Here is a 25,234-nt window from a genome sequence, read left to right on the forward strand (position 1 = left end):
GCGGCCTTTGGGCCGGCCCCGGCCGGCCGATGATAATAAAAATTGAAAGGAAGCCTATATGGGTATCACCAGACGCGATTTTCTCAACGGGGTGGCGATCACCATCGCCGCCGGGTTGACGCCGCTGCAAATTCTGCGCGCGTCGCCGCAAACCGCCAATCAAACCCTGTACTACCCGCCGGCGCTGACCGGGCTGCGGGGTAACCATCCGGGCTCGTTCGAGCATGCGCACCAGCTGGGGCGCGACGGCAAAACCTTTGATTTCGGCAGCGTGCCCGCCGTTGAAGAGTTCGATCTGGTGGTGGTGGGCGCCGGCATCAGCGGGCTGGCGGCCGCCTGTTTCTGGCAGCAGCTGAAGGGCGAGCAGCAGCGCATTCTTTTGATCGACAACCACGACGACTTCGGCGGCCACGCCAAGCGCAACGAGTTCAACAGCGACGACGGCATGCTGCTCGGCTACGGCGGCAGCGAATCGCTGCAGTCGCCGCGCTCCAACTTCAGCCCGGTGGCGATGGGGCTGCTGCGCAAGCTCGGCGTCGATATCGACCAACTGGAACAGGCTTTCGACACCACCTTCTACCCGGATTTGAATTTGAGCCGCGGCGTTTACTTCGATCGCAAGAACTTCGGCGTCGACAAGGTGGTGAGCGGCGATCCGGGCCGCACGGTGGCGGACGACATTCCGCGCGATCGCCTCAACGGCCGCTCTTATGAAGCGTTCATCGGCGATTTCCCGCTGCCGGAAAGCGATCGCCAGGCGCTGATCGCGTTGCACACGGTGGAGAAGGATTATCTGCCGGAGATGACGCTGGAGCAGAAGGTCGAGTGGCTCGACACCCACAGCTACACCCAGTTCCTGCGCGAGAAGGTGGGCCTGAGCGAGCTGGCGATCCGGTATTTCCAGCAGACCACCAACGATTTCCAGGCGGTGGGCATCGATGGCACCTCGTGCAGCGATGCGCGCATTTGCGATCTGCCGGGCCTGAACGGCATGAATCTGCCGCCGCTGGACGAAGAGTCGCAGGCGGATCTCGACGATCCTTACGTGTTCCACTTCCCGGACGGCAACGCCACGCTGGCGCGCCTGATGGTGCGCCAGCTGATCCCGGCGGTGGCGCCGGCCGGCAAGGACATGAACGATGTGGTGCTGGCTAAATTCGACTACAGCCAGCTCGATCGGCCGGAGTCGCCGGTGAAGCTGCGTTTGAACAGCACCGGACTGCACGCGGCCAACGTCGGCGACAAGGTGGAAGTCACCTACATGACCGGCGAGAAGATGACCAAAGTACGCGCCGGGCAGGTGGTGATGGCCGGCTACAACATGATGATCCCGTATCTGGTGCCGGAGATGGCGCACCAGCAGCAGGAGGCGCTGAAGCAGAACGTCAAGGCGCCGCTGGTGTACAGCAAGGTGGTGATCCGCAACTGGCAGCCGTTCATCAAGCTGGGCGTGCACGAGGTCTATTCGCCGGCCGCGCCGTACAGCCGCGTGAAGCTGGACTATCCGGTGAGCATGGGCGGGTATCAGCACCCGCGCGATCCGGATCGGCCGATCGGCCTGCATATGGTGTATGTGCCGACGCTGCCGGGCAGCGGCCTTAGCACGCGCGAACAGTCGCGCAAAGGGCGCGCGCTGCTGCTGGGCACGCCGTTCGAAGTGCACGAACAGATGATCCGCGAACAGCTGCAGGGCATGCTGGGCGAGGCCGGTTTCGATCATCAGCGCGACATTCAGGCGATCACCGTCAACCGCTGGTCGCACGGTTACTCCTACTTCCTCAACGGGCTGTTTGACGACGAAGACGAAGCCAAGAAAATCATCGAAACGGCGCGGCAGCCGATCGGCAAGATCGCTATCGCCAACTCCGATGCCGACTGGAGCCCGTACGCCAACTCGGCGATCGATCAGGCGTGGCGCGCGGTTAACGAACTGGCCTACGGCAAGGTTGCCGCCAAGGAGGGAGCATGAGTCTGCGTTCGCTGTACCTGTTGAGCCTGTTGGCCGCCGGCGGCTCGGCCCAGGCGATGTCGGCCGGGGAATACGTCGCCAAAGCCGGTGACTGCACCGCCTGCCATACCGCGCCGGGCGGCGCCGAATTGGCGGGCGGCATGAAGTTCCCGACGCCGCTCGGGGTTATCTACGCCACCAACATCACGCCGGACAAGCTGCACGGCATCGGCGCTTACTCATTCGAAGAGTTCGATCGCGCCATGCGTCAGGGGATCGCCAAAGACGGTCACCGGCTTTATCCGGCGATGCCGTACACCTCGTACGCCAAAATGAGCACGGAAGACATGCGCGCGCTGTATGACTATCTGATGAACGAGGTGCCGGCGCAGAACGTCGCCAACCGCGACAGCGATATCACTTGGCCGCTGTCGATGCGCTGGCCGCTGGCGGTGTGGAATCAGCTGTTCCACGACGACCAGCCGTATCAGGCGGATCCGCAGCAAAGCGCCGAGTGGAACCGCGGCGCCTATCTGGTGCAAGGCGCAGGCCATTGCGGCAGCTGCCACACGCCGCGCGGCTGGGCGATGCAGGAGAAGGGCCTGGACGGCAAGGAACCGGTGTTCCTGAGCGGCGCCGAGCTGGACGGCTGGTACGCCTCCAATCTGCGTGGCCTGCCGCCGGAAGAGGTGACGGCGCTGCTGAAAACCGGCCGCAGCCGCCATGCGGCGGTCGCCGGGCCAATGAGCGAGGTGGTGACCCACAGCACGCAGTACCTCAGCGACGGCGATCTGAACGCCATCGCGGTGTACCTGCGCAGCCTGGCGCCGGACACCGCCGCCAAACCTGCCTCATCTGCTGCGCAGGCGGATAATTCGGGCGGCAAGGCGACCTATGCGATGTACTGCTCGACCTGTCACGGCAATCAAGGTGAAGGCACCGACTTCGCCATTCCGGCGCTGGCGGGCAATGCCACGGTAACGGCGGATAATCCGCTGACCGCGCTGCGGGTGGTGCTGGAAGGGGCGCATACGCCGATCACGCAACGGGCGATGGCGTTCGACATGCCGGCTTATGGCTGGGCGTTGAACGATCGTCAAGCGGCCGATCTGATGAGCTATCTGCGGGGAAGCTGGGGCAACCAGGCGGCGCCGGTGACGGTGCAGCAGGTGCAGGACGCGCGCCAACTGCAGGAGAAATGAAGGGGGAGCGCGGTCTGACGGCCGCGCTCCGCACGCATTACAGCACCTTATGCGGGCCGAAGCATTCGTAGTGGATGCGTTCGGCCTCTACGCCCATCTCCAACAGCTGTTTGCCCACGAACTGCATGAAGGCCACCGGGCCGCAGAAGTAATAGTGCATTTGCGGATCGGCCAGGCTGCCTTGCAGCGCGCTCAAATCCATCAATCCGCGGCTGTGGTAGTCGCGGCCTTCCACGTCATCGGCGCCCGGCTCGCGGTACCACACATGGCGGCTCAGATTCGGCATGCGCCCGGCAATATCCGCCACTTCCTCGGCAAAGGCGTGCACGCTGCCGTTTTCCGCCGCGTGCAGCCAGTGGACCTGCGCCTGATGTTGGCTGTCGTGCAGGCTGTTGAGCATGCCGAGCATTGGGGTTTGGCCGACGCCGGCGGAGATCAGCGCCACCGGCGTGGTCGGCGTCACGTCGAGGAAGAAGTCGCCGTGCGGCGGGGCGATGTCGATCACGTCGCCTTCCTGCGCCTGCTGGTGCAGGTAGTTGGACACTTTACCCTGATCTTCACGCTTCACCGCGATGCGGTAGAACTCGCCGTTCGGCGAGGTGGTCAGCGAGTACTGGCGAATTTCCTGATGTTCCAGACTGTCGTGCTTGATGTAGACCGCCAGGTATTGCCCCGGTTTGAAGTCCGCCACCCGGCCGCCGTCCACCGGCGCCAGCACGAAGCTGCAGATCACGTCGCTCTGCGGCTGCTTCTTCAGAATGCGGAATGCGCGCAGATCGCGCCAGCCGCCGTTGTCGGTTTCGCTCTGCTGATAAATCTGCTCTTCACGCTGAATAAACACGTTGGCCAGCACGCCGTAGGCTTTGCCCCAGGCGTCCAACACTTCCTGACCCGGGCTGAACATTTCGTCCAGCGTCGCCAGCAGGTGGCCGCCGACGATGTTGTACTGCTCCGGCTGGATATTGAAGCTGGTGTGCTTCTGCGCGATGCGCTCCACCGCCGGCAGCAGCGCCGCCAGGTTCTCGATGTTGGCGGCATAGGCGCAGATGGCGTCGAACAGCGCCTGACGCTGATCGCCGTTGCGCTGATTGCTCATATTGAAAATGTCTTTCAATTCCGGGTTGTGGGCGAACATGCGATCGTAAAAGTGGGCGGTCAGCTTCGGCCCGGTTGCTGCCAGCAGGGGGATGGTGGATTTCACGGTGGCGATGGTTTGGCTATCCAGCATGGGAGCGCTCCTTGGGTTGGGATCTTGACGAGAATTTTAATGATGTATTTTAAATGCATCTTATTGGGTTCCGCGCCGCTTGTAAATACCCTTGTTTTCGTTGCGGTGTTCTTCGGGCGTCGATCGCGCTCACAGAACATGAAAAAAGCGCATTGTTCGCATGAGGAAATGTCCGTTGATAAACGGCAGCGTTTCGCGGATCAAAGCCTTGCGCCGCCTTATGCCAATCGTTTGCGTAAAAACCTCTGTCAAGACCTATCTTCGGTAGGGCGAAACGGTTTACACTGTGGCCCAGACCCCAAACGGGTAGTTATTTGGTGATTTTTTAGTTAGCTGATTTAAGTCAGGAGATGCCGGATGTTAAAGCGTGAAATGAACATTGCCGATTACGATGCGGAACTGTGGCGTGCCATGGAGCAGGAAGTGGTGCGTCAGGAAGAGCACATCGAGCTGATCGCGTCTGAGAACTACACCAGCCCGCGCGTAATGCAGGCTCAGGGTTCCCAGCTGACCAACAAATACGCTGAAGGCTATCCGGGCAAGCGTTACTACGGCGGCTGCGAATACGTGGATATCGTTGAGCAGTTGGCTATCGACCGCGCCAAAGAATTGTTCGGCGCCGATTACGCCAACGTGCAGCCGCACTCCGGCTCCCAGGCTAACTTCGCCGTTTACACCGCGCTGCTGCAGCCGGGCGACACCATTCTGGGCATGAACCTGGCGCACGGCGGCCACCTGACCCACGGTTCCCCGGTTAACCTGTCCGGCAAACTGTATAACGTGGTGCCTTACGGCATCGACGACAAAGGTCAAATCGACTATGACGATCTGGCCAAGCAGGCGCAAACCCACAAGCCGAAAATGATCATCGGCGGCTTCTCCGCCTACTCCGGCGTGGTTGACTGGGCCAAAATGCGCGAAATCGCCGACAGCATCGGCGCTTATCTGTTCGTCGATATGGCGCACGTGGCCGGCCTGATCGCCGCCGGCGTGTACCCGAACCCGGTGCCGCACGCGCACATCGTCACCACCACCACCCACAAAACCCTGGCGGGCCCGCGCGGCGGCCTGATCCTGGCGAAGGGCGGCGACGAAGAGCTGTACAAGAAGCTGAACTCCGCCGTGTTCCCTGGCGGCCAGGGCGGCCCGCTGATGCACGTGATCGCCGGCAAGGCGGTGGCGCTGAAAGAAGCGATGGAGCCTGAGTTCAAGGTTTACCAGCAGCAAGTGGCGGTCAACGCCAAGGCGATGGTGGAAGTGTTCCTGCAGCGCGGCTATAAAGTGGTCTCCGGCGGCACCCATAACCACCTGTTCCTGCTGGATCTGGTCGACAAGAACCTGACCGGTAAAGAAGCTGACGCCGCCCTGGGCCGCGCCAACATCACCGTCAACAAAAACAGCGTGCCGAACGATCCGAAGAGCCCGTTCGTCACCTCCGGCGTGCGTATCGGCACCCCGGCCGTGACCCGTCGCGGCTTCAAAGAAGCCGACGTGCGCGAACTGGCCGGTTGGATCTGTGATGTGCTGGACAACATCAACGATGAAGCCACCATCGAACGCACCAAGAAGAAAGTGCTGGATATCTGCGCCCGCCTGCCGGTTTACGCCTAATCCCGCTTTCGCCTGACAAAACCCGCTGCGGCGGGTTTTTTTATGGCCGCTTGCGGCAAACTGTGAGCTGTCTGGCACTCTAACGCATTGAAGTGGAATGAAGATTGCGGGCCGGTGTGAGCTCTGTCAAAGTATTGCCCTCACACCGGAGGGATCATGGTTCTGCAATCCACGCGTTGGCTCGCGCTCAGTTATTTCACCTACTTCTTTTCCTACGGCATCTTCTTACCGTTCTGGGGCGTGTGGCTGAAAGGCGAGGGCATCGCGCCCGAAACCATCGGCATGTTGCTAGGCGCCGGTTTGGTGGCCCGCTTCCTCGGCAGTTTACTGATTGCTCCCCGCGTTAAAGATCCCTCTCATCTGGTCTCCGCCTTGCGCCTGCTGGCGCTGCTGACCCTGGCTTTCGCGGTTGGCTTCTGCTTCGGCAACGGCTGGGGCTGGCTGATGCTGGTGATAGCGGGGTTCAACCTGTTCTTCTCGCCGCTGGTGCCATTGACCGACGCGCTGGCCGCCACCTGGCAAAAGCAAATCCGCATGGACTATGGCCGGGTGCGGCTGTGGGGCTCGCTGGCGTTCGTCATCGGCTCGGCGCTGACCGGGCAGCTGGTGGCGGTGTGGGGCCATAACGCCATTCTCTACAGCCTGATCTTCAGCGTGCTGGCGATGCTGCTGGGCATGTTGCTGAAGCCGAGCGTGATGCCGCAGGGCGAAGCGCGCACGCACGGCGGAGCCGAGCGTTCGCTGTGGGCGCTGTTGAAAGAGGGGCCGGTGTGGCGCTTCCTGCTGTGCGTCACGCTGCTGCAGGGGGCGCACGCCGGCTACTACAGCTTCGGCTCCATTTACTGGCAGGAGGCGGGCTATTCGGCCTCGACCATCGGTTATCTGTGGTCGCTGGGCGTGGTGGCGGAAGTGATTATTTTCGCCAGCAGCAACGTGCTGTTCCGCCGCTGGAATGCGCGCAACCTGCTGCTGCTTTCCGCCTGCTGCGGCGTGCTGCGCTGGAGCCTGATGGCCTACAGCACCGAGCTGGGTTGGCTGCTGCTGATCCAAATCCTGCACTGCGGCACCTTCACCGTCTGCCATCTGGCGGCGATGCGCTTTATCGCCGCGCGCCAGGGGCAAGAGGTGATCCGGCTGCAGGCGGTGTATTCGGCGTTGGCGATGGGCGGCGGTATCGCCGTCATGACGGTGATTGCCGGGTTCCTGTTCGAACATTGGCAGGGCGGGGTATTCTGGGTGATGGCGGCGGTCGCGGTGCCGGCTTTGTTCATCCGGCCGCCGGCGGTCAGCGTCAGCCGTTGATTAAGGCGCTTCCAGCAGCGCGCGAATGGCCTGGCGCTGCCGGGTTTCCAGCGGCAGTTCGGTATAGATCAGCGGCGGGTGCGGATCGTTGTGCACCGCCGCATAAGGGGTGATCACCAGCGTGACGCCCTGCGGCGCGCCGCCGCGCAGATAGTCGCTCAGCGGCAGATACTTGATGTTCAGCGGCAGCAGCGTGAGCTCGCGGATCTGGTATTCCACCTCCTCTTCCAGCTGCGGGTTGTCCAGCGTCAGCAACAGCACCTGTTTTTCCTGCAGCGCGTTGTCCTGCATCAGCCAGGCGCCGAAGCTGATGGCCACCAGGCCCGCCTCCTCGTTGGAAAAATGCACGCCGTACTCCTGCTCCAGCTGTTTCAGCGCTTCCTGCGTGGTGCGCATCAGCCGCGGGTATTTGCGCACCACGTCTTCCAGCAGCATATTGTCGATGCCGATGGCGAAACGGCAGCGCTCCAGCGCCGGCGCCAGGTGGGCGAACAGCTGGCTGACCAGCTCCGCCTGGTTGCTGAAGGCCATGTCGGAAAGCTGCTGGAAGCGCTCGACCATGCTGCCGATCGCCGCCATCAACCGCTGCTCTTGCGCCGAGTCATTGCTGTGGTAGCTGTGATTTTTCAACAGGGTGAAGGTCAGCGCCAAAAAATCGCGCTCGTCCGCCTGCGGCGGCTGGTTAAACAGCCGGTTGCAGGCCTGATGCAGCCAGGCGGCGGCTTGCTGTTCCGGCTTTTGCCGCAGCCAGTCGCGCTGAACGGCGTCGAAACGCGGATGCTGCTGCAGGCGATTTTGCCAGGCGCAGTAGAGCAGGTAATGCTGCAGAAATTGGCGGTCGCGTGCATCGAAACGGCGGTTGAGCAGCGGCTCGCAGGCGTCGAGCGCCCGGGCCAACAGCGATGTCGACCCGGCATCGGCCGCCAGCGCTTGCCTTAGGCGCGGGGCGAAGTCGCTTTCGACGAACTGCGGGCTGCAGCGCAGGGCCCGCCGCAGCCAATGGATCAGGCACAGGCGTTGGTCGAGCGCGCTGCCCCGCAGTTGGTAGCCATGGTCGGGATCGACGGCGATCTCCAGGTGATGGAAACGCTGGATTTCACTGGCCACCTCGGCTATATCTTGCCGGGTTATCGGGGGGGCGACGCCATTGATTCGGCTTAAGGTCTCCAACTGTAACTCGGGCTCCGGCGTGTACAGCATCAGCAGCAGATGACAGCGCCGTTGTTGTCCGGAGAGCTCGGGCACGGGAGAGGTGTCCAGGCTCATTATCACCTTCCGGCATAAAAGGTTGCGATTATGCCTAAGCATAGCAAAAGGCTTTGTAACGTCAGGATGACAGCGCGGCTTTTACTTCGGCTTACAACTTTCGTCACAAATATCGCCGGGAGAGGCGGGCCGTTCGGCAGCTATTTGTGTTATATTATAACAAATGCAGGTAAGACAGGATAATGATGAAGTTACGTCGTCTTTTGGCTGCCCTCGGCGCCGTGTTCAGCGCCGGTGCGATCGCTCATCCGCACAGCTTTATCGACATGAACACCACCTTCGTCGCCAAGGACCAGCGGCTGGTCGGCCTGAAAATGGTGTGGGTGATGGATGAAATCACCTCGGCGGATCTGCTCTACGATGCGAAAAACGCCAAGAGCGATTCGGAAGTGTGGAAAAAGCTGGCGGCGGAAGTGATGGCCAACGTGCTGGGGCAGCACTATTTCACCGATCTTTACCGCGACGGCAAGCCGGTGAAATACCTGAACTTGCCCAGCGAATATCACCTGTCGCGCCAGGGAAACCAGGCGGTGCTGGAGTTCGTGCTGCCGTTGGCCGAGCCGCAGCCGCTGGCGGGCAAGCCGTTCGAGCTTTCTACTTACGATCCGACTTATTTCGTGGATATGACCTATAAAGACCAAAATGCGCTGCATCTGCCGCCGGAGATGGCGCAGCAGTGCAGCTACAAGCTGATGACGCCGAAGCCGAATGCGTCGCTGCAGGCCTATGCGCTGTCGCTCGACAAGAACGACTCGCCCGGCGAAGACCTGGCGCTGGGGCAACAGTTTGCCCAGCGGGTGACGCTGCAATGTCGCTAAATTTCTCGCCGCCGACGACAAGCCGACGCCACTGGGCCTTTGGCCTGTGGCCGCTGTTGCCGTTCACGCTGGCGCTGGCGGCCGCCGCGCTGCTGGCGTGGCACTACTGGCCGCAGCTGCTGATGCAGAGCGTGGTATGGCAAAAAGCGCTGCATCAACAGATGGCGGGGCTGTTGCAGCAGGTGAAGGCCGCGCCGCAGCAGGCCGGGCTGGCGCTGATGCTGTTCAGCCTCGGTTATGGCGTTTTGCATGCGCTTGGGCCCGGCCACGGTAAAGTGGTGATCGCCACCTATCTGGCCACCCACCCGGCGCGGCTGAAAAGCAGCCTGAAGCTGACCTTCGCCGCTTCGCTGGTGCAGGGGCTGGTGGCGATTGCGCTGGTGACGTTGATGTTGGTGATGTTGCAGCTCTCTTCGCGCCAGCTGCACCAAAGCAGCTTTTGGCTGGAGAAGGGCAGTTTTATTCTGGTGATGCTGCTTGGCGTGCTGCTGAGTTGGCGCGCGCTGAAACGTCTGTTTGCGGCGATCAAGGCGATGCGCCCGGCGCCGGCGCTGCGCATCAACAGCCTGACGCCGCTGGCGGCGGATCATGTCCACAGCGCCAATTGCGGCTGCGGCCACCGGCATCTGCCGAGCGACAGCGAGCTGCAGGCGGGAAGCGATTGGCGCACTCAGGCCGCCATCGTGCTGGCGATGGGCATGCGTCCCTGTTCGGGGGCGATTTTGGTGCTGCTGTTTTCCAAGGTGATCGGCGTGTTCGGCTGGGGCGTGCTTTCCGCGCTGGCGATGGCGTTCGGCACCTCGTTGACCATCTCCATGCTGGCGCTGCTGGTGCATTACAGCCGCCGGCTGGCAGTGCGCCTCAGCCGTTCGCGCGCGCCCGCCGCCTGGAGCGCGGTGGCCTGGGGGGCGTTGGCGCTGGCCGGGGGGCTGATCCTGTTGGCCGCCGGGCTGCTGTTGTACGTCAGCGCGCAGCCGGAATTCGGCGGCGGCATCCGCCCCTTCTCCCGCTAACGGGCATAAAAAAAGCGCTGCATCGGCAGCGCTTTTTTTCGATTCGCTTCTGGCGATTAACGCTTCAGCGCTTCGCTCAGTTCTTCACGCATGGTGGCCAGCATGGCTTTCACCACGCGCGGGTTGCCTGCGACCACGTTGCCGGAGCTGAAGTGGTTGTGGCCGCCGACGAAGTCGGTGACCAGGCCGCCGGCTTCACGCACCAGCAGCTCGCCTGCGGCGAAGTCCCACGGCTTCAGGCCGATTTCGAAGAAACCGTCTACGCGGCCGGCGGCCACATAGGCCAGATCCAGCGCGGCGGAACCGGTGCGGCGGAAGTCCGCGCACTGGGTGAACAGTTTGCCGACGATGTTGATGTAAGGCGTAGCGTGCTGTTTGACTTTGAACGGGAAGCCGGTCGCCAGGATGGTGCCATCCAGATCTTTGGCGTTGGTGCCGCGCAGACGGTAACCGTTGAGCTGTGCGCCCTGGCCGCGCGTGGCGGTGAACAGTTCGTTGCGCATTGGATCGTAAACCACGGCCACTTCGGTACGGCCTTTGATGCGTACGGCGATGGAAACGGAGAAATGAGGGAAGCGTTTGATGAAGTTTGCAGTGCCATCCAGTGGATCGATCACCCATTGCACATCGCGATCTTCGCCGATCAGCTCACCGCGTTCTTCGCTCACAATACTGTGTTGCGGATAAGACTTGCGGATGACGTCGATGATCAGATGCTCTGCATCGCGATCGACGTTGGTGACGAAGTCATTGGTCCCTTTCTGGCTCGCTTCTACAGCGTCCGGGGTTTCGTAGTTTTTGGCAATCAGGTTACCGGCCTTGCGCGCAGCGCGCACGGCGATAGTCAGCATCGGATGCATGGGTATCTTCCAACTAGGATGTTAAAGAACAGGAAACGGCGCGAAGTATAGCAGCTGTTCGGCAAATTGCCTACGGCTGTGTTAAGATGCTGCGATTTTCCGCCACGCTCAGAGTTTGTATGCTGCACAATATCCGCATTGTTCTGGTAGAGACTTCACATACCGGCAACATGGGCTCGACCGCCAGAGCCATGAAAACCATGGGTTTAACCAACCTTTATCTGGTTAATCCGCTGATCAAACCCGATTCTCAGGCCATCGCCCTGGCCGCCGGCGCCAGCGACGTGATCGGCAACGCCACCATCGTCGATACCCTCGATGACGCCATCGCCGGCTGCAGCCTGGTGGTGGGCACCAGCGCACGTTCTCGCACCTTGCCGTGGCCGATGCTGGAGCCGCGCGAATGCGGCGTGCGCGCGGTGCACGAAGGCGAGCACGCGCCGGTGGCACTGGTGTTCGGCCGCGAACGCGTCGGGCTGACCAACGATGAATTGCAAAAGTGCCACTACCACGTCGCCATTCCGGCCAACCCGGACTACAGCTCGCTGAACCTGGCGATGGCGGTGCAGATCCTGGCGTACGAAGTGCGCGTGGCCTACCTCGATCGCCAACAGGCGGGCGCGCCGCAGCTGGAAGAGACACCGTATCCGCTGGTGGACGACCTCGAGCGTTTCTATCAGCATCTGGAGCAGACGCTGCAGCGCACCGGTTTCATTCGCCCGTCGCATCCGGGCCAGGTGATGAACCGTCTGCGTCGGCTGTTCACCCGCGCGCGCCCGGAAGGGCAGGAGCTGAATATCCTGCGTGGCATGCTGACGTCGATCGAGAAACAGGATAAACATCAAGGTAATTAATTGATGTGGCATCACGGTGGGCGACAATAGTATTAGTTATCCAAAGGTTATAACATGTATTTTATATACCTTTGTTCTTGCTAAGTTCAAAATGTGCTAATACTTGAGTTAATTACTGGGTTAAATAGTTGACTGTTTTACTCGGGAATGTCAGACTTTCGGCCATATTTGACCAACAGGTAACCATTGAGCTATGAGACTGACATCCAAAGGCCGTTATGCCGTAACCGCTATGCTCGACGTAGCGCTGCATTCTCAGGAAGGGCCGGTGCCACTGGCGGACATTTCCGAACGCCAGGGTATTTCGCTCTCTTATCTGGAACAATTATTCTCCCGTCTGCGCAAGAATGGCCTGGTGGCCAGCGTGCGCGGTCCGGGCGGTGGTTATCTGCTGGGTAAAGACGCGGGTGAGATCGCCGTTGGCGCTGTCATCACTGCTGTCGATGAATCGGTAGATGCAACCCGTTGCCAGGGCAAAGAAGGCTGTCAGGGCGGCGATCGCTGCTTGACCCACGCCCTGTGGCGCGATCTGAGCGAGCGCATCAGCGGGTTCCTGAACAATATTACGCTGGCAGAACTGGTCAACAACCAGGAAGTGCTGGTGGTGGCGGATCGTCAAAACAACGATACGCGCCGCACGGCCAACGGCCGTCCGCAAGAAACTATCAACGTTAATCTGCGCGCATAAGCAGCTGGCGAAATTATTTTAGTTTTTGGAAGTGATGTACGGAGCACAAGAGCAATGAAATTACCGATTTATCTGGATTACTCAGCAACGACGCCGGTTGACCCGCGCGTTGCTGAGAAGATGATGCAGTTTTTGACCCTGGACGGCACTTTCGGCAACCCGGCTTCCCGTTCCCACCGTTTCGGTTGGCAGGCGGAAGAGGCGGTAGACATCGCCCGTAACCAAATCGCCGAACTGGTGGGCGCTGACCCGCGCGAAATCGTTTTCACCTCCGGGGCGACCGAATCCGACAACCTGGCGATCAAAGGCGCTGCCAATTTCTACCAGAAAAAAGGCAAGCACATCATCACCAGCAAAACCGAACACAAAGCCGTGCTCGACACCTGCCGTCAGCTGGAGCGCGAAGGGTTTGAAGTGACCTACCTGGCGCCGCAGAGCAACGGCATCATCAGCCTGCAGGATCTCGAAGCCGCGCTGCGCGATGACACCATTCTGGTCTCCATCATGCACGTCAACAACGAAATCGGCGTGGTGCAGGACATCGAAGCGATCGGCGAAATGTGCCGCGCGCGCGGTATCATCTACCACGTTGACGCCACCCAGAGCGTGGGCAAACTGCCTATCGATCTGAGCAAGCTGAAAGTCGACCTGATGTCGTTCTCCGGCCACAAAATCTATGGCCCGAAAGGCATCGGCGCGCTGTACGTGCGTCGCAAGCCGCGCATCCGCATCGAAGCGCAGGTACACGGCGGCGGTCACGAGCGCGGCATGCGTTCCGGCACCTTGCCTGTCCACCAGATCGTCGGCATGGGCGAAGCTTATCGCATCGCCAAAGAAGAGATGACCGAAGAGATGGCGCGTCTGCGCACCCTGCGTGACCGTCTGTGGAACGGCGTGAAAGATATGGAAGAAGTGTATCTGAACGGCGATCTGGAGCACGGCGCACCGAACATCCTGAACGTCAGCTTCAACTACGTTGAAGGCGAGTCGCTGATCATGGCGCTGAAAGACCTGGCAGTTTCTTCCGGTTCAGCCTGTACCTCCGCCAGCCTCGAGCCGTCCTACGTGTTGCGCGCGCTGGGCATGAGCGATGAATTGGCGCACAGCTCGATCCGTTTCTCCCTGGGGCGTTTCACCACGGAAGAAGAGATCGACTACACCATTCAACTGGTGCGTAAATCCATCGGCCGTCTGCGCGATCTGTCCCCGCTGTGGGAGATGTTCAAGCAGGGCGTGGACATCAACAGCATCGAATGGGCGCATCATTAATTCTCAGGTTTCAGGAGCAAGGTCATGGCTTACAGCGAAAAAGTAATCGATCATTATGAAAACCCGCGCAACGTGGGTTCTTTCGACAACGAAGATCCTACCGTCGGCAGCGGCATGGTAGGGGCGCCGGCTTGCGGCGACGTGATGAAGCTGCAAATCAAGGTTAACGATGAAGGCATCATCGAAGACGCGCGCTTTAAAACTTACGGCTGCGGTTCCGCCATCGCCTCCAGCTCGCTGGTGACCGAATGGATGAAAGGCAAGTCGCTCGATCAGGCTGAAGCGATCAAAAACACCCAGATCGCCGAAGAGCTGGAATTGCCGCCGGTCAAAATTCACTGCTCGATCCTGGCTGAAGACGCCATCAAAGCAGCGATTGCCGACTATAAGAGCAAGCATAGCGCCAAGTAATTTGTCTGAGTCGGCCCGGCCGCGCCGGGCTTTGATGTGAAGTGTGAGGTTGTGATGTCTATTACCATGAGCGACAGCGCTGCGCAGCGTGTTCAGGCGTTTTTGACGAACCGCGGCAAAGGTCTCGGCCTGCGTCTGGGAGTGCGAACTTCCGGCTGCTCCGGGATGGCGTACGTGCTGGAATTTGTTGACGAAGCCAACGATGACGACATCGTGTTTGAAGACAAAGGCATCAAGGTGATCATCGACGGCAAGAGCCTGGTCTACCTTGACGGCACCGAGCTTGATTTCGTTAAGGAAGGCCTGAACGAAGGCTTCAAGTTCAACAACCCGAACGTCTCAAGCGAGTGCGGCTGCGGCGAGAGTTTCAACGTCTGACAGTCCATCGTGCTCCCCCGTTTCGGCGGGGGAACTTCATCCGCTAACGCCCAGAGCACGCTATGGATTACTTTACTTTATTCGGGCTGCCAGTTCGCTACACCGTGGACGGCAGCCTGCTTGCGTCCCGCTTCCAGGATCTGCAACGCCAATTCCACCCCGATCGTTTCGCCAACCAGCCGGAGCGCGAACGCCTGATGGCGTTGCAGCAGGCGGCGACCATCAACGAAGCCTACCAGGCGCTGAAGCACCCGTTAAAACGCGCGGAGTATATGCTATCTTTGCACGGCTTCGATCTGGGCAACGAACAGCATACGATGCGCGACACCGCGTTCCTGATGGAACAGCTGGAACTGCGCGAAGAGCTCGACGCCATTGAGCGCAAGCCGGAGGCGGAAAGCCTGCTGGCCGATTTCGGCGCGCGGCTGGCCGTCTCCATCAAACAGCGCAGTGCGCTGATGCTGCAGCAGTTGGACAGTGAGCAGTGGGCGGACGCCGCCGACACCGTGCGCAAGCTGCGCTTTTTGGACAAACTCCAGCAACAGGTTGAACAACTCGAAGAAAAACTGCTGGGTTTTGAGTAACACCTTCTGATTCTGATTGTGGAAGCTTCAACATGGCCTTATTACAAATTAGTGAGCCTGGCCTCAGCGCCGCGCCGCACCAGCGACGCTTGGCCGCCGGCATCGACTTAGGCACCACCAACTCGTTGGTCGCCACGGTGCGCAGCGGGCAGGCGGAAACGCTGGCCGACGAACAGGGGCGCCATTTGCTGCCTTCGGTGGTGCATTATCAGGCGGACGCGCAGCGCGTCGGCTGGGAGGCGCGCCAACAGGCGGCGCAGGATCCGGCCAATACCGTCAGCTCCATCAAACGCATGATGGGCCGCTCGTTGGCGGACGTGCAGCAACGTTACCCGAACCTGCCGTATCAATTTCAGGCCAGCGACAACGGCCTGCCGCTGATCGTCACCGCCGCCGGCCCGGTTAACCCGGTCGGTGTCTCCGCCGATATCCTGCGGGCCCTGTCCGCGCGCGCGCAAGCGGCGCTGGAAGGCGAGCTGGATGGCGTGGTGATCACCGTTCCCGCCTACTTCGACGACGCGCAGCGCCAGGGCACCAAAGACGCAGCGCGTCTGGCCGGCTTGCACGTTCTGCGCCTGTTGAACGAACCGACCGCGGCGGCGATCGCCTACGGGCTGGATTCCGGCCAGGAAGGGGTGATCGCGGTTTACGATCTGGGCGGCGGCACCTTTGATATCTCCATTCTGCGCCTCAGCCGCGGCGTGTTCGAAGTGCTGGCGACCGGCGGCGATTCCGCGCTGGGCGGCGACGACTTCGATCATCTGTTGGCCGACTGGCTGCGCGAGCAGGCCGGCGTGGCCGATCGCAGCGACCACGGCGTGCAGCGTCAACTGCTGGATGCCGCCATCGCCGCCAAAATCGCGTTGAGCGATGCCGACAGCGTGCGCGTCGAGGTGGCCGGCTGGCAGGGCGAGGTGACCCGCGCCCAGTTTGAAGCGCTGATCGCTCCGTTGGTGAAACGCACGCTGATGGCTTGCCGCCGGGCGCTGAAAGACGCCGGCGTCGCCGCCGACGAGGTGCTGGAAGTGGTGATGGTCGGCGGTTCCACCCGCGTGCCGTTGGTGCGTGAGCAAGTGGGCGCCTTCTTCGGCCGCACGCCGCTGACGTCGATCGATCCGGATAAAGTGGTCGCCATCGGCGCCGCGATCCAGGCCGACATCCTGGTGGGCAACAAGCCGGACAGCGATATGCTGCTGCTGGACGTGATCCCGCTGTCGCTGGGCCTCGAAACCATGGGCGGCCTGGTGGAGAAAGTGATCCCGCGCAACACCACTATCCCGGTGGCGCGCGCGCAGGAGTTCACCACCTTTAAAGACGGCCAGAGCGCGATGATGATCCACGTGCTGCAGGGCGAGCGCGAGCTGGTGCAGGATTGCCGTTCGCTGGCGCGCTTTACGCTGCGCGGCCTGCCGCCGCTGCCTGCCGGGGGCGCGCACATTCGCGTCACCTTCCAGGTGGATGCCGACGGCCTGCTGAGCGTCACCGCGATGGAGAAATCCACCGGCGTTGAAGCCTCGATCCAGGTCAAGCCGTCGTATGGCCTGTCGGACAGTGAAATCGCCGGCATGATCAAGGATTCGATGGCCAATGCGCAAAGCGACGTGGGCGCGCGCAAGCTGGCGGAGCAACGCGTGGAAGCCGCGCGGGTGCTGGAAAGCCTGCAGGGCGCGCTGGCCACCGACGCCGCGCTGCTGAGCGAGGCGGAAAGCCAGGCGATCGCCGCCGCGACCCAGGCGTTGCAGCAGGCGGCGCAGGGTGAAGATCCCGCCGCTATCGAAGACGCCATCAAAACATTAGATGCACAAACGCAAGATTTTGCCGCGCGCCGCATGGACGCTTCCATTCGCCGCGCGCTGGCTGGCCATTCTGTGGATGAGGTTTAACCATGCCTAAAATTGTTTTCCTGCCCCATCAAGATCTTTGCCCGGAAGGGGCGGTTCTGGAAGCCGAAAAAGGGGAGTCGATCCTCAACGTTGCGCTGCGCAACGGCATTGAAATCGAGCACGCCTGCGAGAAATCCTGCGCCTGCACCACCTGCCACTGCATCGTGCGTGAAGGCTTCGATTCGCTGGAAGAGAGCAGCGAGCTGGAAGACGACATGCTGGACAAAGCGTGGGGGCTGGAGCCGGAAAGCCGTCTGAGCTGCCAGGCGCTGGTCGCCGACGAAGATCTGGTGGTCGAAATGCCGCGCTACACCGTCAACCACGCGCGTGAGCATTAATTGTTAGCCGCAGCGTCAACCCGGAGATCATAATGGGACTGAAGTGGACCGACAGCCGTGAAATCGGCGAAGCCCTGTACGACCAATACCCGGATACCGATCCGAAAACCGTGCGTTTTACCGACATGCATCAGTGGATCTGCGATCTGGAAGAGTTCGATGACGATCCGCAGGCTTCCAACGAAAAAATACTGGAAGCGATCCTGCTGGTCTGGTTAGATGAAGCGGAGTAAATAGCGTAACGGGCTGCCATGGGCGGCCCGTTTATTTTGTATCCGACAAGATTAATAAAAGAATAATCCGGAGTAAGAAGGCTATGACAACAGAATTCATGCAGGTCACGCTGTCGCAACAACCTGCCGACGCCCGCTGGGGCGAAAAAGCGCTGCTGAGCACCAACGGCGAAGGGATGACCATTCACCTGACCGGCGCCGACAAGCTGGGCGCGATCCAGCGCGCGGGCCGCAAAATTGATGGCCAGGGCATCAAAAACGTCAAGCTGGCCGGCGACGGTTGGGATTTGGAAAACAGCTGGGCGTTCTGGCAAGGCTATCGCGGGCCGAAAGGGCAGCGCAACGTCGAATGGGCCGAGCTGCCGGAAGCCGCGCGTCAGGAACTGGATAAGCGCCTGAAGATCGTCGACTGGGTGCGCGACACCATCAACATGCCGGCGGAAGAACTGGGGCCGGAGCAATTGGCGACCCGCGCCGTCGATCTGATGTGCGACGTCGGCTGCGATGCCGTCAGCTACCGCATCACCAAGGGCGAAGATCTGCGCGAGCAGAACTATGCCGGCATCCACACCGTCGGCCGCGGCTCCGAGCGCCCGCCGGTGCTGCTGGCGCTCGACTTCAACCCGACCGGCAACCCGGATGCGCCGGTGTTCGCATGCCTGGTCGGCAAGGGCATCACCTTCGACAGCGGCGGCTACAGCCTGAAGCAGAGCGCCTTTATGGATTCGATGAAATCCGACATGGGCGGCGCGGCCACCATCACCGGCGCCCTGGCGCTGGCGGCGGCGCGCGGCCTGAAGCAGCGCGTGAAGCTGTACCTGTGCTGCGCCGACAACATGGTCAGCGGCAACGCCTTCAAACTGGGCGACATCATTCGCTACCGCAACGGCAAAACCGTTGAGGTGATGAACACCGATGCGGAAGGGCGCCTGGTGCTGGCCGACGGCCTGATCGACGCTTCTGAGCAGAACCCGCAGCTGATTATCGACTGCGCCACCCTGACCGGCGCGGCGAAAACGGCGGTAGGCAACGACTATCACGCGCTGTTCAGCTTCGACGACGCGCTGGCGCAGGAGCTGCTGAGCAGCGCCGCCGCCGAGCATGAGCCGTTCTGGCGTCTGCCGCTGGCCGAGTTCCACCGCAGCCAGCTGCCGTCCAACTTCGCCGAGCTGAACAACGTGGCCGGCCCGGCCTACACCGCCGGTGCCAGCACCGCGGCGGCCTTCCTGTCGCACTTCGTCAAGAACTACCAGCAAGGCTGGTTGCACATCGACTGTTCCGCCACCTACCGCAAAGGCGCGGTGGATCAGTGGTCGGCCGGCGCGACCGGGCTGGGCGTGCGCACCCTGGCCAATCTGTTGCTGAGCAAAGCCAAATAATTGAACGCCCGCCGCGTCGGGCGCTAGAATGCGCATTATCTTCGGGGCCCAGCATGCTGGGCCTCGCTATTTGATCCCTGGAGTTTGCCATGAGTGCCCATCATCACGATGCCGCCCCGAGCGAGAACGAACTTGAACGCCTGTTGAAGCTGGCGGTGACGGAGCCGGCCCACCGTCCGGCGTTCTTCCGTGAACTGCTCGACGCCACGGTGCTGATCCTCGGCGACAGCGAGCAGGTGCAGCAGGACGGCGACATTACGCTGAACGCGGATACGCCGGTCAATATCCAGCATTGGGAAAAGCAGGACGGCGGCAGCATCATTCCGTTCTTCACTTCGCTGGATGCGTTGCAGAAGGCCGTTGAGGACGAGCAGCCGTTCATCGCCATGCCGGCTCGGGTGCTGTTTGAAATCACCCAGGGCGCGGATCTGTTCCTCAACCCGAAGGCGGAGTACGGCAAAGAGTTTTATCCGGAAGAGGTGGCGATGCTGCTGGCGACCGGCGGCGTCGTCAAACCGGTGGAGCATTACGTCGACAAAGAGACCCAAATCCTGCTGGGGCAGCCCGAAGAGTATCCGTCGGCGATGGTGGATGCGCTGACCACGCTGTTCAGCCAGCGCAAGCCGGTGCGCCGCGCGTTTCTGGCGCTGATGCACGACCAGGCGGCGGACGAGAAACCGAATCTGCTGATCGGGCTGGAAGTGGATGCCGAACCGGCGGAGATCGAGGCGTTGATCAACGAGGCCGGCAGCGTCGCCAGCGAAACGGCGCCGAATGACGAACCGGTGGATTTCTGCCTGGTATCGGAGAAAGAGCGGGGCGTCAGCCACTACCTGATCGCCCATACGCAGCCGTTTTATCAGCGCCGCTGGGGCAGTTGGCTGCGCAATGTGATCCCGTCTACCGACAAGACCCAATAACGTCGGTGCGCCGCTGAAAGTGGCGAATGAAGATCATATTTTTTTAATGAAATGTTGATTTTCCCGTAGGCAAGCGTTAACGGCGCACATATAATCTGCGCCACTTGAGAAGGCCGGCAACATTGCAGACCGGCCTGTTTTGGAAGTCATACAGAGGCCATCATGACCGTAGAACGTACCTTTTCCATCGTTAAACCAAACGCTGTAGCCAACAACGACATCGGCGCTATCTACGCGCGTTTCGAGCGCGCCGGTTTCAAAATCATCGCCGCTAAAATGCTGCGTCTGACTCGCGAGCAAGCTGAAGGCTTCTACGCTGAGCACAAAGGCCGCCCATTCTTCGACGGTCTGGTTGAGTTCATGACCTCCGGCCCAATCATGGTGCAGGTTCTGGAATCTGAAAACGCCGTGCAGCGCAACCGCGACATCATGGGCGCAACCAACCCGGACAACGCACTGGCCGGCACCCTGCGCGCCGACTACGCGGACAGCTTCACCGCTAACGCCGTTCACGGTTCCGACTCCGTTGAATCCGCACAGCGTGAAATCGCTTACTTCTTCAACGAAAGCGAAATCTGCGCACGTTAATCGTGCCGTTGCTGATAACCAGGCATTCACCGGCTGAAACAATAAAAATGCCCTGAATGCCTTTCAGCCATAGAAACCCGCTACTAAAATTTGTACAATGCCGCGCCCCTGATAAGACGACTTGTCAGGGGCGTGTTTTTAGTGCCGCCACCCGAATCATGCGGGCTGAAATGCACAACTTACTTTCCATTCTTTAGCGCCATAACGTGTAATAACGAGGCCAGAGATCATTATGTTAGAACCCATCACGTCCGAGCACACCGTGTCTGAAAATAATTCGCTGACTACCCCCTCCGTTAACGTGGAGCAACCGGCTGCGGCCAAAATCAACCTGCTGGATCTGAACCGCCAGCAAATGCGCGAGTTCTTCGCCGAAATGGGCGAAAAACCGTTCCGCGCCGATCAGGTGATGAAGTGGATTTATCACTACTGCTGCGACGATTTCGAGCAGATGACCGACATCAACAAAGTCCTGCGCGGCAAGCTGCAGCGCGTGGCGGAAATCCGCGCGCCGGAAGTGGCGGAAGAACAGCGTTCGGCCGACGGCACCATCAAGTGGGCGATCAAGGTGGGCGATCAGCAGGTCGAAACCGTGTATATCCCGGAAGCCGACCGCGCGACGCTGTGCGTCTCCTCGCAGGTAGGCTGCGCGCTGGAGTGCAAATTCTGTTCGACGGCGCAGCAGGGCTTCAACCGCAACCTGCGCGTGTCGGAAATCATCGGCCAGGTGTGGCGCGCGGCGAAGATCATCGGCGCGCTGAAGGTGACCGGCCAACGCCCGATCACCAACGTGGTGATGATGGGCATGGGCGAGCCGCTGCTCAACCTGAACAACGTGGTTCCGGCGATGGAAATCATGCTGGACGATTTCGGCTTTGGCCTGTCCAAACGCCGCGTGACCCTGTCTACCTCCGGCGTGGTGCCGGCGCTGGACAAGCTGGGCGACATGATCGACGTGGCGCTGGCCATTTCGCTGCACGCACCGAACGACACCATCCGCGATGAGATCGTGCCGATCAACCGCAAGTACAACATCGAGACCTTCCTGTCCGCGGTGCGTCGCTACCTGGAGAAATCCAACGCCAACCAGGGCCGCGTCACCGTCGAGTACGTGATGCTGGATCATATCAACGACAGCACCGACGACGCGCATCAGCTGGCGGAAGTGCTGAAAGACACGCCGTGCAAGATCAACCTGATCCCATGGAACCCGTTCCCGGGTGCTCCGTACGGCCGCAGCTCCAACAGCCGGGTGGATCGTTTCTCCAAGGTGTTGATGGAATACGGCTTTACGACTATTGTTCGTAAAACCCGTGGTGACGATATCGACGCCGCCTGCGGGCAACTGGCGGGTGAAGTGATCGACCGTACCAAGCGTACCCTGAAGAAGAAAATGGCCGGGGAACCTATCAACGTACGGGCGGTCTGAATCCTATAGCACCATTTTTTGTTATCTAACAGCCTGTTATGCGCAAGCGTGTCGCTGGTGGGCGTTAGCTGACGGCCGATAAGGAAATGAATGCGGGCATGAAGCTGAAACTGTGGGGTATGTGGCTGGCGGCCGGGTTGTTGGCCGGGTGTTCCGGTTCAGCGCCGGAAAAGGAAGCACAGGTCTCTGAGGCGGGTCAGACGCGCCTGCAGCTGGGGCTGGAGTACCTGCAGCAAGGCGACATGGACGCCGCGCGCCAGAACCTGGAAAAGGCGCTGGACGCGGCCCCGCAGGATTACCGCACGCAGTTGGGCATGGCGCTCTACGCGCAGCGCAGCGGTGAAAATGCCGAGGCCGAACAGCGTTATCGGCAAGCGCTCAAACTTGCGCCGGGCAATGGCACCGTACTGAATAATTACGGTGCGTTTCTTTGCGGTTTAGGGCAGTATGTACCGGCGCAACAGCAGTTTAGCGCTGCGGCGCTGGCGCCCGATTATGGCCAGGTCGCCGACAGCCTGGAAAACGCAGGTTACTGTTTTCTCAAGGCCGGACAAAACGACGAAGCGCGCACGCTGTTGAGCCGCGCGCTGAAAGTCGATCCGGACAAAGGCACTCCGCTGCTGGCGGAGGCCGAAAAGCAATTTGGAGAAGGGAAGCGCGCCCAGTCGCAACTTTTATTGGATGTTTATCAGCATGTTCTGCCGGCCAGCGCCAGCAGCTTATGGTTACAGATTCGTTTCGCCGCGTTAGCCGGCCGCCAGGATAGCGTTCAACGCTATGGCAAGCAGCTAGCGCGAAGTTTTCCACAATCCAAACAGTACCAGCAGTTCTTAGCTAATGAATACTGAAGCCTCCCAAGATAAAACCGTATCCATGACGACGGGCCAGCGCCTGCGTCAGGCCCGTGAGCAACTCGGGCTGAGCCAACAGACCGTTGCAGAACGCCTGTGTCTCAAAATGTCCACCGTGCGCGATATCGAGGAAGACAGCGTGTCCGCTGACCTCGCGTCCACCTTCGTGCGCGGCTACATCCGTTCCTACGCCAAGCTGGTGCATCTGCCGGAAGACGAACTGCTGCCGATGTTGGCCAAGCAGGCGCCGTTGAAGATGGCGAAAGTGGCGCCGATGCAAAGTTTCTCGCTGGGCAAGCGCCGCAAGAAACGCGACGGCTGGCTGATGAGCTTCACCTGGCTTATCGTGTTCGTGGTGATCGGCCTGACCGGCGCCTGGTGGTGGCAAAACCACAAGGCGCAGCAGGAAGAGATCGCCACCATGGCCGATCAATCCTCGGCGCAGCTTTCACAGAATAACGAAGGGCAGTCCGTGCCGCTGACCGACGGCAATGCCGACGCCGGCACCAACGTGCCGTTGACCGACAACAGCGCCGCGCCGGCCGATACCGGCGCAGCGGCTCAGGCGCCGGCGGCGACCGCCCAGGCGCCGAGCGCGGCTCAGCAGCAGCCTGCCGTGGTGTCGCCAAGCCAGACCACCCTGCCGGAAACCGCGCCGGCGGCGCAAGCGCCGTTGCCGACCGCCGATGCGGGCGTGGCTGCGCCGGCGGCCGATCCGAACGCGCTGGTGATGGATTTCTCCGCCGACTGCTGGCTGCAGGTGACCGACGCGAGCGGTAAAACGCTGTTCAGCGGCACCCAGAAGCAAGGCGGCAAGCTGAACCTGACCGGCACTGCGCCGTATAAACTGACCATCGGCGCGCCGGCGGCAGTTCAGATCCAGTATCAGGGTAAACCGGTTGATTTAAGCCGGTTCGTTAAGTCAAACCGTGTTGCTCGCCTGACCGTCGCCGCGCAGTAATCGCGCGGCACCGGTCGTGATGTCAGAGCAGCAATGGAGAGTAAGTAATGCATAACCAAGCGCCCATCAACCGTCGAAAATCTACACGCATTTACGTCGGCAAGGTGCCTATTGGTGATGGCGCGCCGATTGCCGTGCAGTCGATGACCAACACCCGTACCACCGATGTTGAAGCAACGGTTAATCAGATCAAAGCGCTGGAGCGCGTGGGCGTCGACATCGTCCGCGTTTCGGTTCCAACCATGGACGCCGCCGAGGCGTTCAAACTGATCAAGCAGCAGGTCAACGTGCCGCTGGTCGCCGATATCCACTTCGATTATCGCATCGCACTGCAGGTGGCCGAATATGGCGTAGACTGCCTGCGCATCAACCCGGGCAACATCGGCAACGAATCGCGCATTCGCTCGGTGGTGGACTGCGCCCGTGACAAGAACATCCCGATTCGCATCGGCGTCAACGGCGGCTCGCTGGAAAAGGACCTGCAGGAAAAGTACGGCGAACCTACGCCGGAAGCGCTGCTGGAATCCGCCATGCGCCACGTGGACATCCTCGATCGCCTCAACTTCGACCAGTTTAAGGTCAGCGTCAAGGCGTCGGACGTGTTCCTGGCGGTGCAATCCTACCGCTTGCTGGCGTCGCGCATCGATCAGCCGCTGCACCTGGGCATCACTGAAGCCGGCGGCGCGCGCAGCGGGTCGGTCAAATCGGCCATCGGCCTGGGTATGCTGCTGTCTGAAGGCATCGGCGATACCCTGCGCATCTCGCTGGCGGCGGATCCGGTCGAAGAGGTGAAGGTCGGTTTCGACATCCTGAAGTCGCTGCGCATCCGCGCGCGCGGCATCAACTTCATCGCCTGCCCGACCTGCTCGCGTCAGGAGTTCGACGTGATCGGCACGGTGAACGCGCTGGAGCAGCGCCTGGAAGACATCATCACGCCGATGGACGTTTCGATCATCGGCTGCGTGGTGAACGGCCCGGGCGAAGCGCTGGTGTCCACCATGGGCGTAACCGGCGGCCACAAGAAGAGCGGCTTCTATGAAGACGGCGTGCGCCAGAAAGAGCGTTTCGACAACGAACAGATGATCGACCAGCTGGAAGCGAAAATTCGCGCCAAGGCCGCGATGATGGACGAAAGCAAACGCATCACGGTCAACCTGCTGGAAAAATAAGCGTTATCGCTACACGGCGGGCCTGTTGGCCCGCTTGTTTATGAACCTGAA

At 60.9% G+C, this 25,234-nt stretch carries 25 protein-coding genes; 22 read left to right on the top strand and 3 right to left on the bottom strand.

The features are described 5' to 3' along the window. Nucleotides 1-58 precede the first annotated feature (58 nt). Nucleotides 59-1,969: an NAD(P)/FAD-dependent oxidoreductase gene (locus ACMGF7_RS13480; RefSeq protein ID WP_021504513.1), complete on the top strand. Its 1,911-nt coding sequence runs from the start codon at nt 59-61 to the stop codon at nt 1,967-1,969. Then, nucleotides 1,966-3,150 (top strand): c-type cytochrome, encoded by a 1,185-nt coding sequence (locus tag ACMGF7_RS13485; protein ID WP_049242178.1) that lies wholly within the window; start codon nt 1,966-1,968, stop codon nt 3,148-3,150. The genes ACMGF7_RS13480 and ACMGF7_RS13485 overlap by 4 nt, the downstream gene beginning before the upstream one ends. Nucleotides 3,151-3,187: 37 nt before the next feature. Here ACMGF7_RS13485 and hmpA read toward each other — a convergent pair whose 3' ends face one another. Then, entirely contained in the window at nt 3,188-4,378 is a 1,191-nt protein-coding gene (gene hmpA, locus ACMGF7_RS13490; RefSeq protein ID WP_049242175.1) for an NO-inducible flavohemoprotein, read from the bottom strand. A gap of 357 nt (nt 4,379-4,735) precedes the next feature. Between hmpA and glyA the strand changes: the two genes are divergently transcribed. Next, nucleotides 4,736-5,989, top strand: a complete 1,254-nt coding sequence (glyA, locus tag ACMGF7_RS13495) for a serine hydroxymethyltransferase (protein ID WP_004941389.1) — start codon at nt 4,736-4,738, stop codon at nt 5,987-5,989. Between the two features lie 156 nt (nt 5,990-6,145). Beyond that, a complete protein-coding gene (locus ACMGF7_RS13500; RefSeq protein WP_048325178.1) occupies nt 6,146-7,291 on the top strand; it encodes a 3-phenylpropionate MFS transporter in 1,146 nt (381 codons plus the stop codon). Here the strand turns inward: ACMGF7_RS13500 and csiE are convergent, their stop codons facing one another. Beyond that, complete coding sequence (gene csiE / locus ACMGF7_RS13505; RefSeq protein ID WP_197763918.1) at nt 7,292-8,557, bottom strand: stationary phase inducible protein CsiE; 1,266 nt, start codon at nt 8,555-8,557, stop codon at nt 7,292-7,294. 182 nt (nt 8,558-8,739) lie between these two features. Here csiE and ACMGF7_RS13510 point away from each other — a divergent pair, with 182 nt between their 5' ends. Both ACMGF7_RS13510 and ACMGF7_RS13515 read left to right on the top strand, forming a co-directional pair. Further along, nucleotides 8,740-9,375, top strand: a complete 636-nt coding sequence (locus tag ACMGF7_RS13510) for a DUF1007 family protein (protein WP_049242165.1) — start codon at nt 8,740-8,742, stop codon at nt 9,373-9,375. Further along, nucleotides 9,366-10,388 (top strand): nickel/cobalt transporter, encoded by a 1,023-nt coding sequence (locus tag ACMGF7_RS13515; protein WP_049242164.1) that lies wholly within the window; start codon nt 9,366-9,368, stop codon nt 10,386-10,388. Before ACMGF7_RS13510 ends, ACMGF7_RS13515 begins: the two co-directional genes overlap by 10 nt. Nucleotides 10,389-10,444: 56 nt before the next feature. Here ACMGF7_RS13515 and suhB read toward each other — a convergent pair whose 3' ends face one another. Continuing rightward, entirely contained in the window at nt 10,445-11,248 is an 804-nt protein-coding gene (suhB, locus tag ACMGF7_RS13520; RefSeq protein WP_004941400.1) for an inositol-1-monophosphatase, read from the bottom strand. 119 nt (nt 11,249-11,367) lie between these two features. Between suhB and trmJ the strand changes: the two genes are divergently transcribed. From trmJ to ispG, 16 genes are all read left to right on the top strand, one after another. Beyond that, nucleotides 11,368-12,102 (top strand): tRNA (cytosine(32)/uridine(32)-2'-O)-methyltransferase TrmJ, encoded by a 735-nt coding sequence (trmJ, locus tag ACMGF7_RS13525; protein WP_015378781.1) that lies wholly within the window; start codon nt 11,368-11,370, stop codon nt 12,100-12,102. A gap of 193 nt (nt 12,103-12,295) precedes the next feature. Then, nucleotides 12,296-12,790 (top strand): Fe-S cluster assembly transcriptional regulator IscR, encoded by a 495-nt coding sequence (iscR, locus tag ACMGF7_RS13530; RefSeq protein ID WP_004941404.1) that lies wholly within the window; start codon nt 12,296-12,298, stop codon nt 12,788-12,790. Between the two features lie 54 nt (nt 12,791-12,844). Continuing rightward, entirely contained in the window at nt 12,845-14,059 is a 1,215-nt protein-coding gene (gene iscS, locus ACMGF7_RS13535; protein ID WP_016929764.1) for a cysteine desulfurase, read from the top strand. Between the two features lie 24 nt (nt 14,060-14,083). Further along, nucleotides 14,084-14,470 carry a Fe-S cluster assembly scaffold IscU gene (gene iscU, locus ACMGF7_RS13540; protein ID WP_004941408.1) on the top strand — a complete coding sequence of 129 codons (387 nt, stop codon included), beginning with the start codon at nt 14,084-14,086 and terminating at the stop codon, nt 14,468-14,470. Between the two features lie 54 nt (nt 14,471-14,524). Continuing rightward, nucleotides 14,525-14,848: an iron-sulfur cluster assembly protein IscA gene (gene iscA, locus ACMGF7_RS13545; protein WP_004941410.1), complete on the top strand. Its 324-nt coding sequence runs from the start codon at nt 14,525-14,527 to the stop codon at nt 14,846-14,848. Between the two features lie 62 nt (nt 14,849-14,910). Then, nucleotides 14,911-15,432: a co-chaperone HscB gene (gene hscB / locus ACMGF7_RS13550; protein ID WP_004941412.1), complete on the top strand. Its 522-nt coding sequence runs from the start codon at nt 14,911-14,913 to the stop codon at nt 15,430-15,432. A 32-nt stretch (nt 15,433-15,464) separates the two neighbouring features. Further along, on the top strand, nt 15,465-17,315 hold the full coding sequence (hscA, locus tag ACMGF7_RS13555; protein ID WP_015378779.1) for a Fe-S protein assembly chaperone HscA: 1,851 nt from the start codon (nt 15,465-15,467) through the stop codon (nt 17,313-17,315). A 2-nt stretch (nt 17,316-17,317) separates the two neighbouring features. Next, the gene (gene fdx / locus ACMGF7_RS13560; RefSeq protein WP_004941417.1) at nt 17,318-17,653 is read left to right on the top strand and encodes an ISC system 2Fe-2S type ferredoxin; all 336 of its coding nucleotides are present in this window, start codon (nt 17,318-17,320) and stop codon (nt 17,651-17,653) included. A 32-nt stretch (nt 17,654-17,685) separates the two neighbouring features. After that, a complete protein-coding gene (gene iscX / locus ACMGF7_RS13565; RefSeq protein ID WP_006327336.1) occupies nt 17,686-17,886 on the top strand; it encodes a Fe-S cluster assembly protein IscX in 201 nt (66 codons plus the stop codon). An 83-nt stretch (nt 17,887-17,969) separates the two neighbouring features. Then, nucleotides 17,970-19,265 (top strand): aminopeptidase PepB, encoded by a 1,296-nt coding sequence (gene pepB / locus ACMGF7_RS13570; protein ID WP_033632327.1) that lies wholly within the window; start codon nt 17,970-17,972, stop codon nt 19,263-19,265. A gap of 89 nt (nt 19,266-19,354) precedes the next feature. Further along, complete coding sequence (sseB, locus tag ACMGF7_RS13575) at nt 19,355-20,185, top strand: enhanced serine sensitivity protein SseB (protein WP_164095088.1); 831 nt, start codon at nt 19,355-19,357, stop codon at nt 20,183-20,185. Nucleotides 20,186-20,347: 162 nt separating this feature from the next. After that, a complete protein-coding gene (gene ndk, locus ACMGF7_RS13580; protein ID WP_004941424.1) occupies nt 20,348-20,773 on the top strand; it encodes a nucleoside-diphosphate kinase in 426 nt (141 codons plus the stop codon). A gap of 232 nt (nt 20,774-21,005) precedes the next feature. Next, the gene (locus ACMGF7_RS13585) at nt 21,006-22,202 is read left to right on the top strand and encodes a bifunctional tRNA (adenosine(37)-C2)-methyltransferase TrmG/ribosomal RNA large subunit methyltransferase RlmN (RefSeq protein WP_004941426.1); all 1,197 of its coding nucleotides are present in this window, start codon (nt 21,006-21,008) and stop codon (nt 22,200-22,202) included. Nucleotides 22,203-22,300: 98 nt separating this feature from the next. Next, the gene (gene pilW, locus ACMGF7_RS13590) at nt 22,301-23,050 is read left to right on the top strand and encodes a type IV pilus biogenesis/stability protein PilW (protein WP_044031999.1); all 750 of its coding nucleotides are present in this window, start codon (nt 22,301-22,303) and stop codon (nt 23,048-23,050) included. Then, nucleotides 23,040-24,014: a cytoskeleton protein RodZ gene (gene rodZ, locus ACMGF7_RS13595; protein ID WP_004941432.1), complete on the top strand. Its 975-nt coding sequence runs from the start codon at nt 23,040-23,042 to the stop codon at nt 24,012-24,014. The genes pilW and rodZ overlap by 11 nt, the downstream gene beginning before the upstream one ends. Nucleotides 24,015-24,061: 47 nt before the next feature. Further along, nucleotides 24,062-25,183 carry a flavodoxin-dependent (E)-4-hydroxy-3-methylbut-2-enyl-diphosphate synthase gene (gene ispG, locus ACMGF7_RS13600; RefSeq protein ID WP_004941434.1) on the top strand — a complete coding sequence of 374 codons (1,122 nt, stop codon included), beginning with the start codon at nt 24,062-24,064 and terminating at the stop codon, nt 25,181-25,183. The last annotated feature ends 51 nt before the right edge of the window (nt 25,184-25,234 follow it).

This window comes from Serratia sp. BNK-17, assembly GCF_048684935.1.
GTDB classification, from domain to species: Bacteria; Pseudomonadota; Gammaproteobacteria; order Enterobacterales; family Enterobacteriaceae; genus Serratia; species Serratia nematodiphila.

Excerpts from the sequence above, each read along its gene's own strand:
- ACMGF7_RS13480 (WP_021504513.1), top strand. The coding sequence starts at position 59 with ATGGGTATCACCAGACGCGATTTTCTCAACGGGGTGGCGATCACCATC.
- ACMGF7_RS13485 (WP_049242178.1), top strand. The coding sequence starts at position 1,966 with ATGAGTCTGCGTTCGCTGTACCTGTTGAGCCTGTTGGCCGCCGGCGGC.
- hmpA (WP_049242175.1), bottom strand. The coding sequence starts at position 4,378 with ATGCTGGATAGCCAAACCATCGCCACCGTGAAATCCACCATCCCCCTG.
- glyA (WP_004941389.1), top strand. The coding sequence starts at position 4,736 with ATGTTAAAGCGTGAAATGAACATTGCCGATTACGATGCGGAACTGTGG.
- ACMGF7_RS13500 (WP_048325178.1), top strand. The coding sequence starts at position 6,146 with ATGGTTCTGCAATCCACGCGTTGGCTCGCGCTCAGTTATTTCACCTAC.
- csiE (WP_197763918.1), bottom strand. The coding sequence starts at position 8,557 with ATGAGCCTGGACACCTCTCCCGTGCCCGAGCTCTCCGGACAACAACGG.
- ACMGF7_RS13510 (WP_049242165.1), top strand. The coding sequence starts at position 8,740 with ATGATGAAGTTACGTCGTCTTTTGGCTGCCCTCGGCGCCGTGTTCAGC.
- ACMGF7_RS13515 (WP_049242164.1), top strand. The coding sequence starts at position 9,366 with ATGTCGCTAAATTTCTCGCCGCCGACGACAAGCCGACGCCACTGGGCC.
- suhB (WP_004941400.1), bottom strand. The coding sequence starts at position 11,248 with ATGCATCCGATGCTGACTATCGCCGTGCGCGCTGCGCGCAAGGCCGGT.
- trmJ (WP_015378781.1), top strand. The coding sequence starts at position 11,368 with ATGCTGCACAATATCCGCATTGTTCTGGTAGAGACTTCACATACCGGC.
- iscR (WP_004941404.1), top strand. The coding sequence starts at position 12,296 with ATGAGACTGACATCCAAAGGCCGTTATGCCGTAACCGCTATGCTCGAC.
- iscS (WP_016929764.1), top strand. The coding sequence starts at position 12,845 with ATGAAATTACCGATTTATCTGGATTACTCAGCAACGACGCCGGTTGAC.
- iscU (WP_004941408.1), top strand. The coding sequence starts at position 14,084 with ATGGCTTACAGCGAAAAAGTAATCGATCATTATGAAAACCCGCGCAAC.
- iscA (WP_004941410.1), top strand. The coding sequence starts at position 14,525 with ATGTCTATTACCATGAGCGACAGCGCTGCGCAGCGTGTTCAGGCGTTT.
- hscB (WP_004941412.1), top strand. The coding sequence starts at position 14,911 with ATGGATTACTTTACTTTATTCGGGCTGCCAGTTCGCTACACCGTGGAC.
- hscA (WP_015378779.1), top strand. The coding sequence starts at position 15,465 with ATGGCCTTATTACAAATTAGTGAGCCTGGCCTCAGCGCCGCGCCGCAC.
- fdx (WP_004941417.1), top strand. The coding sequence starts at position 17,318 with ATGCCTAAAATTGTTTTCCTGCCCCATCAAGATCTTTGCCCGGAAGGG.
- iscX (WP_006327336.1), top strand. The coding sequence starts at position 17,686 with ATGGGACTGAAGTGGACCGACAGCCGTGAAATCGGCGAAGCCCTGTAC.
- pepB (WP_033632327.1), top strand. The coding sequence starts at position 17,970 with ATGACAACAGAATTCATGCAGGTCACGCTGTCGCAACAACCTGCCGAC.
- sseB (WP_164095088.1), top strand. The coding sequence starts at position 19,355 with ATGAGTGCCCATCATCACGATGCCGCCCCGAGCGAGAACGAACTTGAA.
- ndk (WP_004941424.1), top strand. The coding sequence starts at position 20,348 with ATGACCGTAGAACGTACCTTTTCCATCGTTAAACCAAACGCTGTAGCC.
- ACMGF7_RS13585 (WP_004941426.1), top strand. The coding sequence starts at position 21,006 with ATGTTAGAACCCATCACGTCCGAGCACACCGTGTCTGAAAATAATTCG.
- pilW (WP_044031999.1), top strand. The coding sequence starts at position 22,301 with ATGAAGCTGAAACTGTGGGGTATGTGGCTGGCGGCCGGGTTGTTGGCC.
- rodZ (WP_004941432.1), top strand. The coding sequence starts at position 23,040 with ATGAATACTGAAGCCTCCCAAGATAAAACCGTATCCATGACGACGGGC.
- ispG (WP_004941434.1), top strand. The coding sequence starts at position 24,062 with ATGCATAACCAAGCGCCCATCAACCGTCGAAAATCTACACGCATTTAC.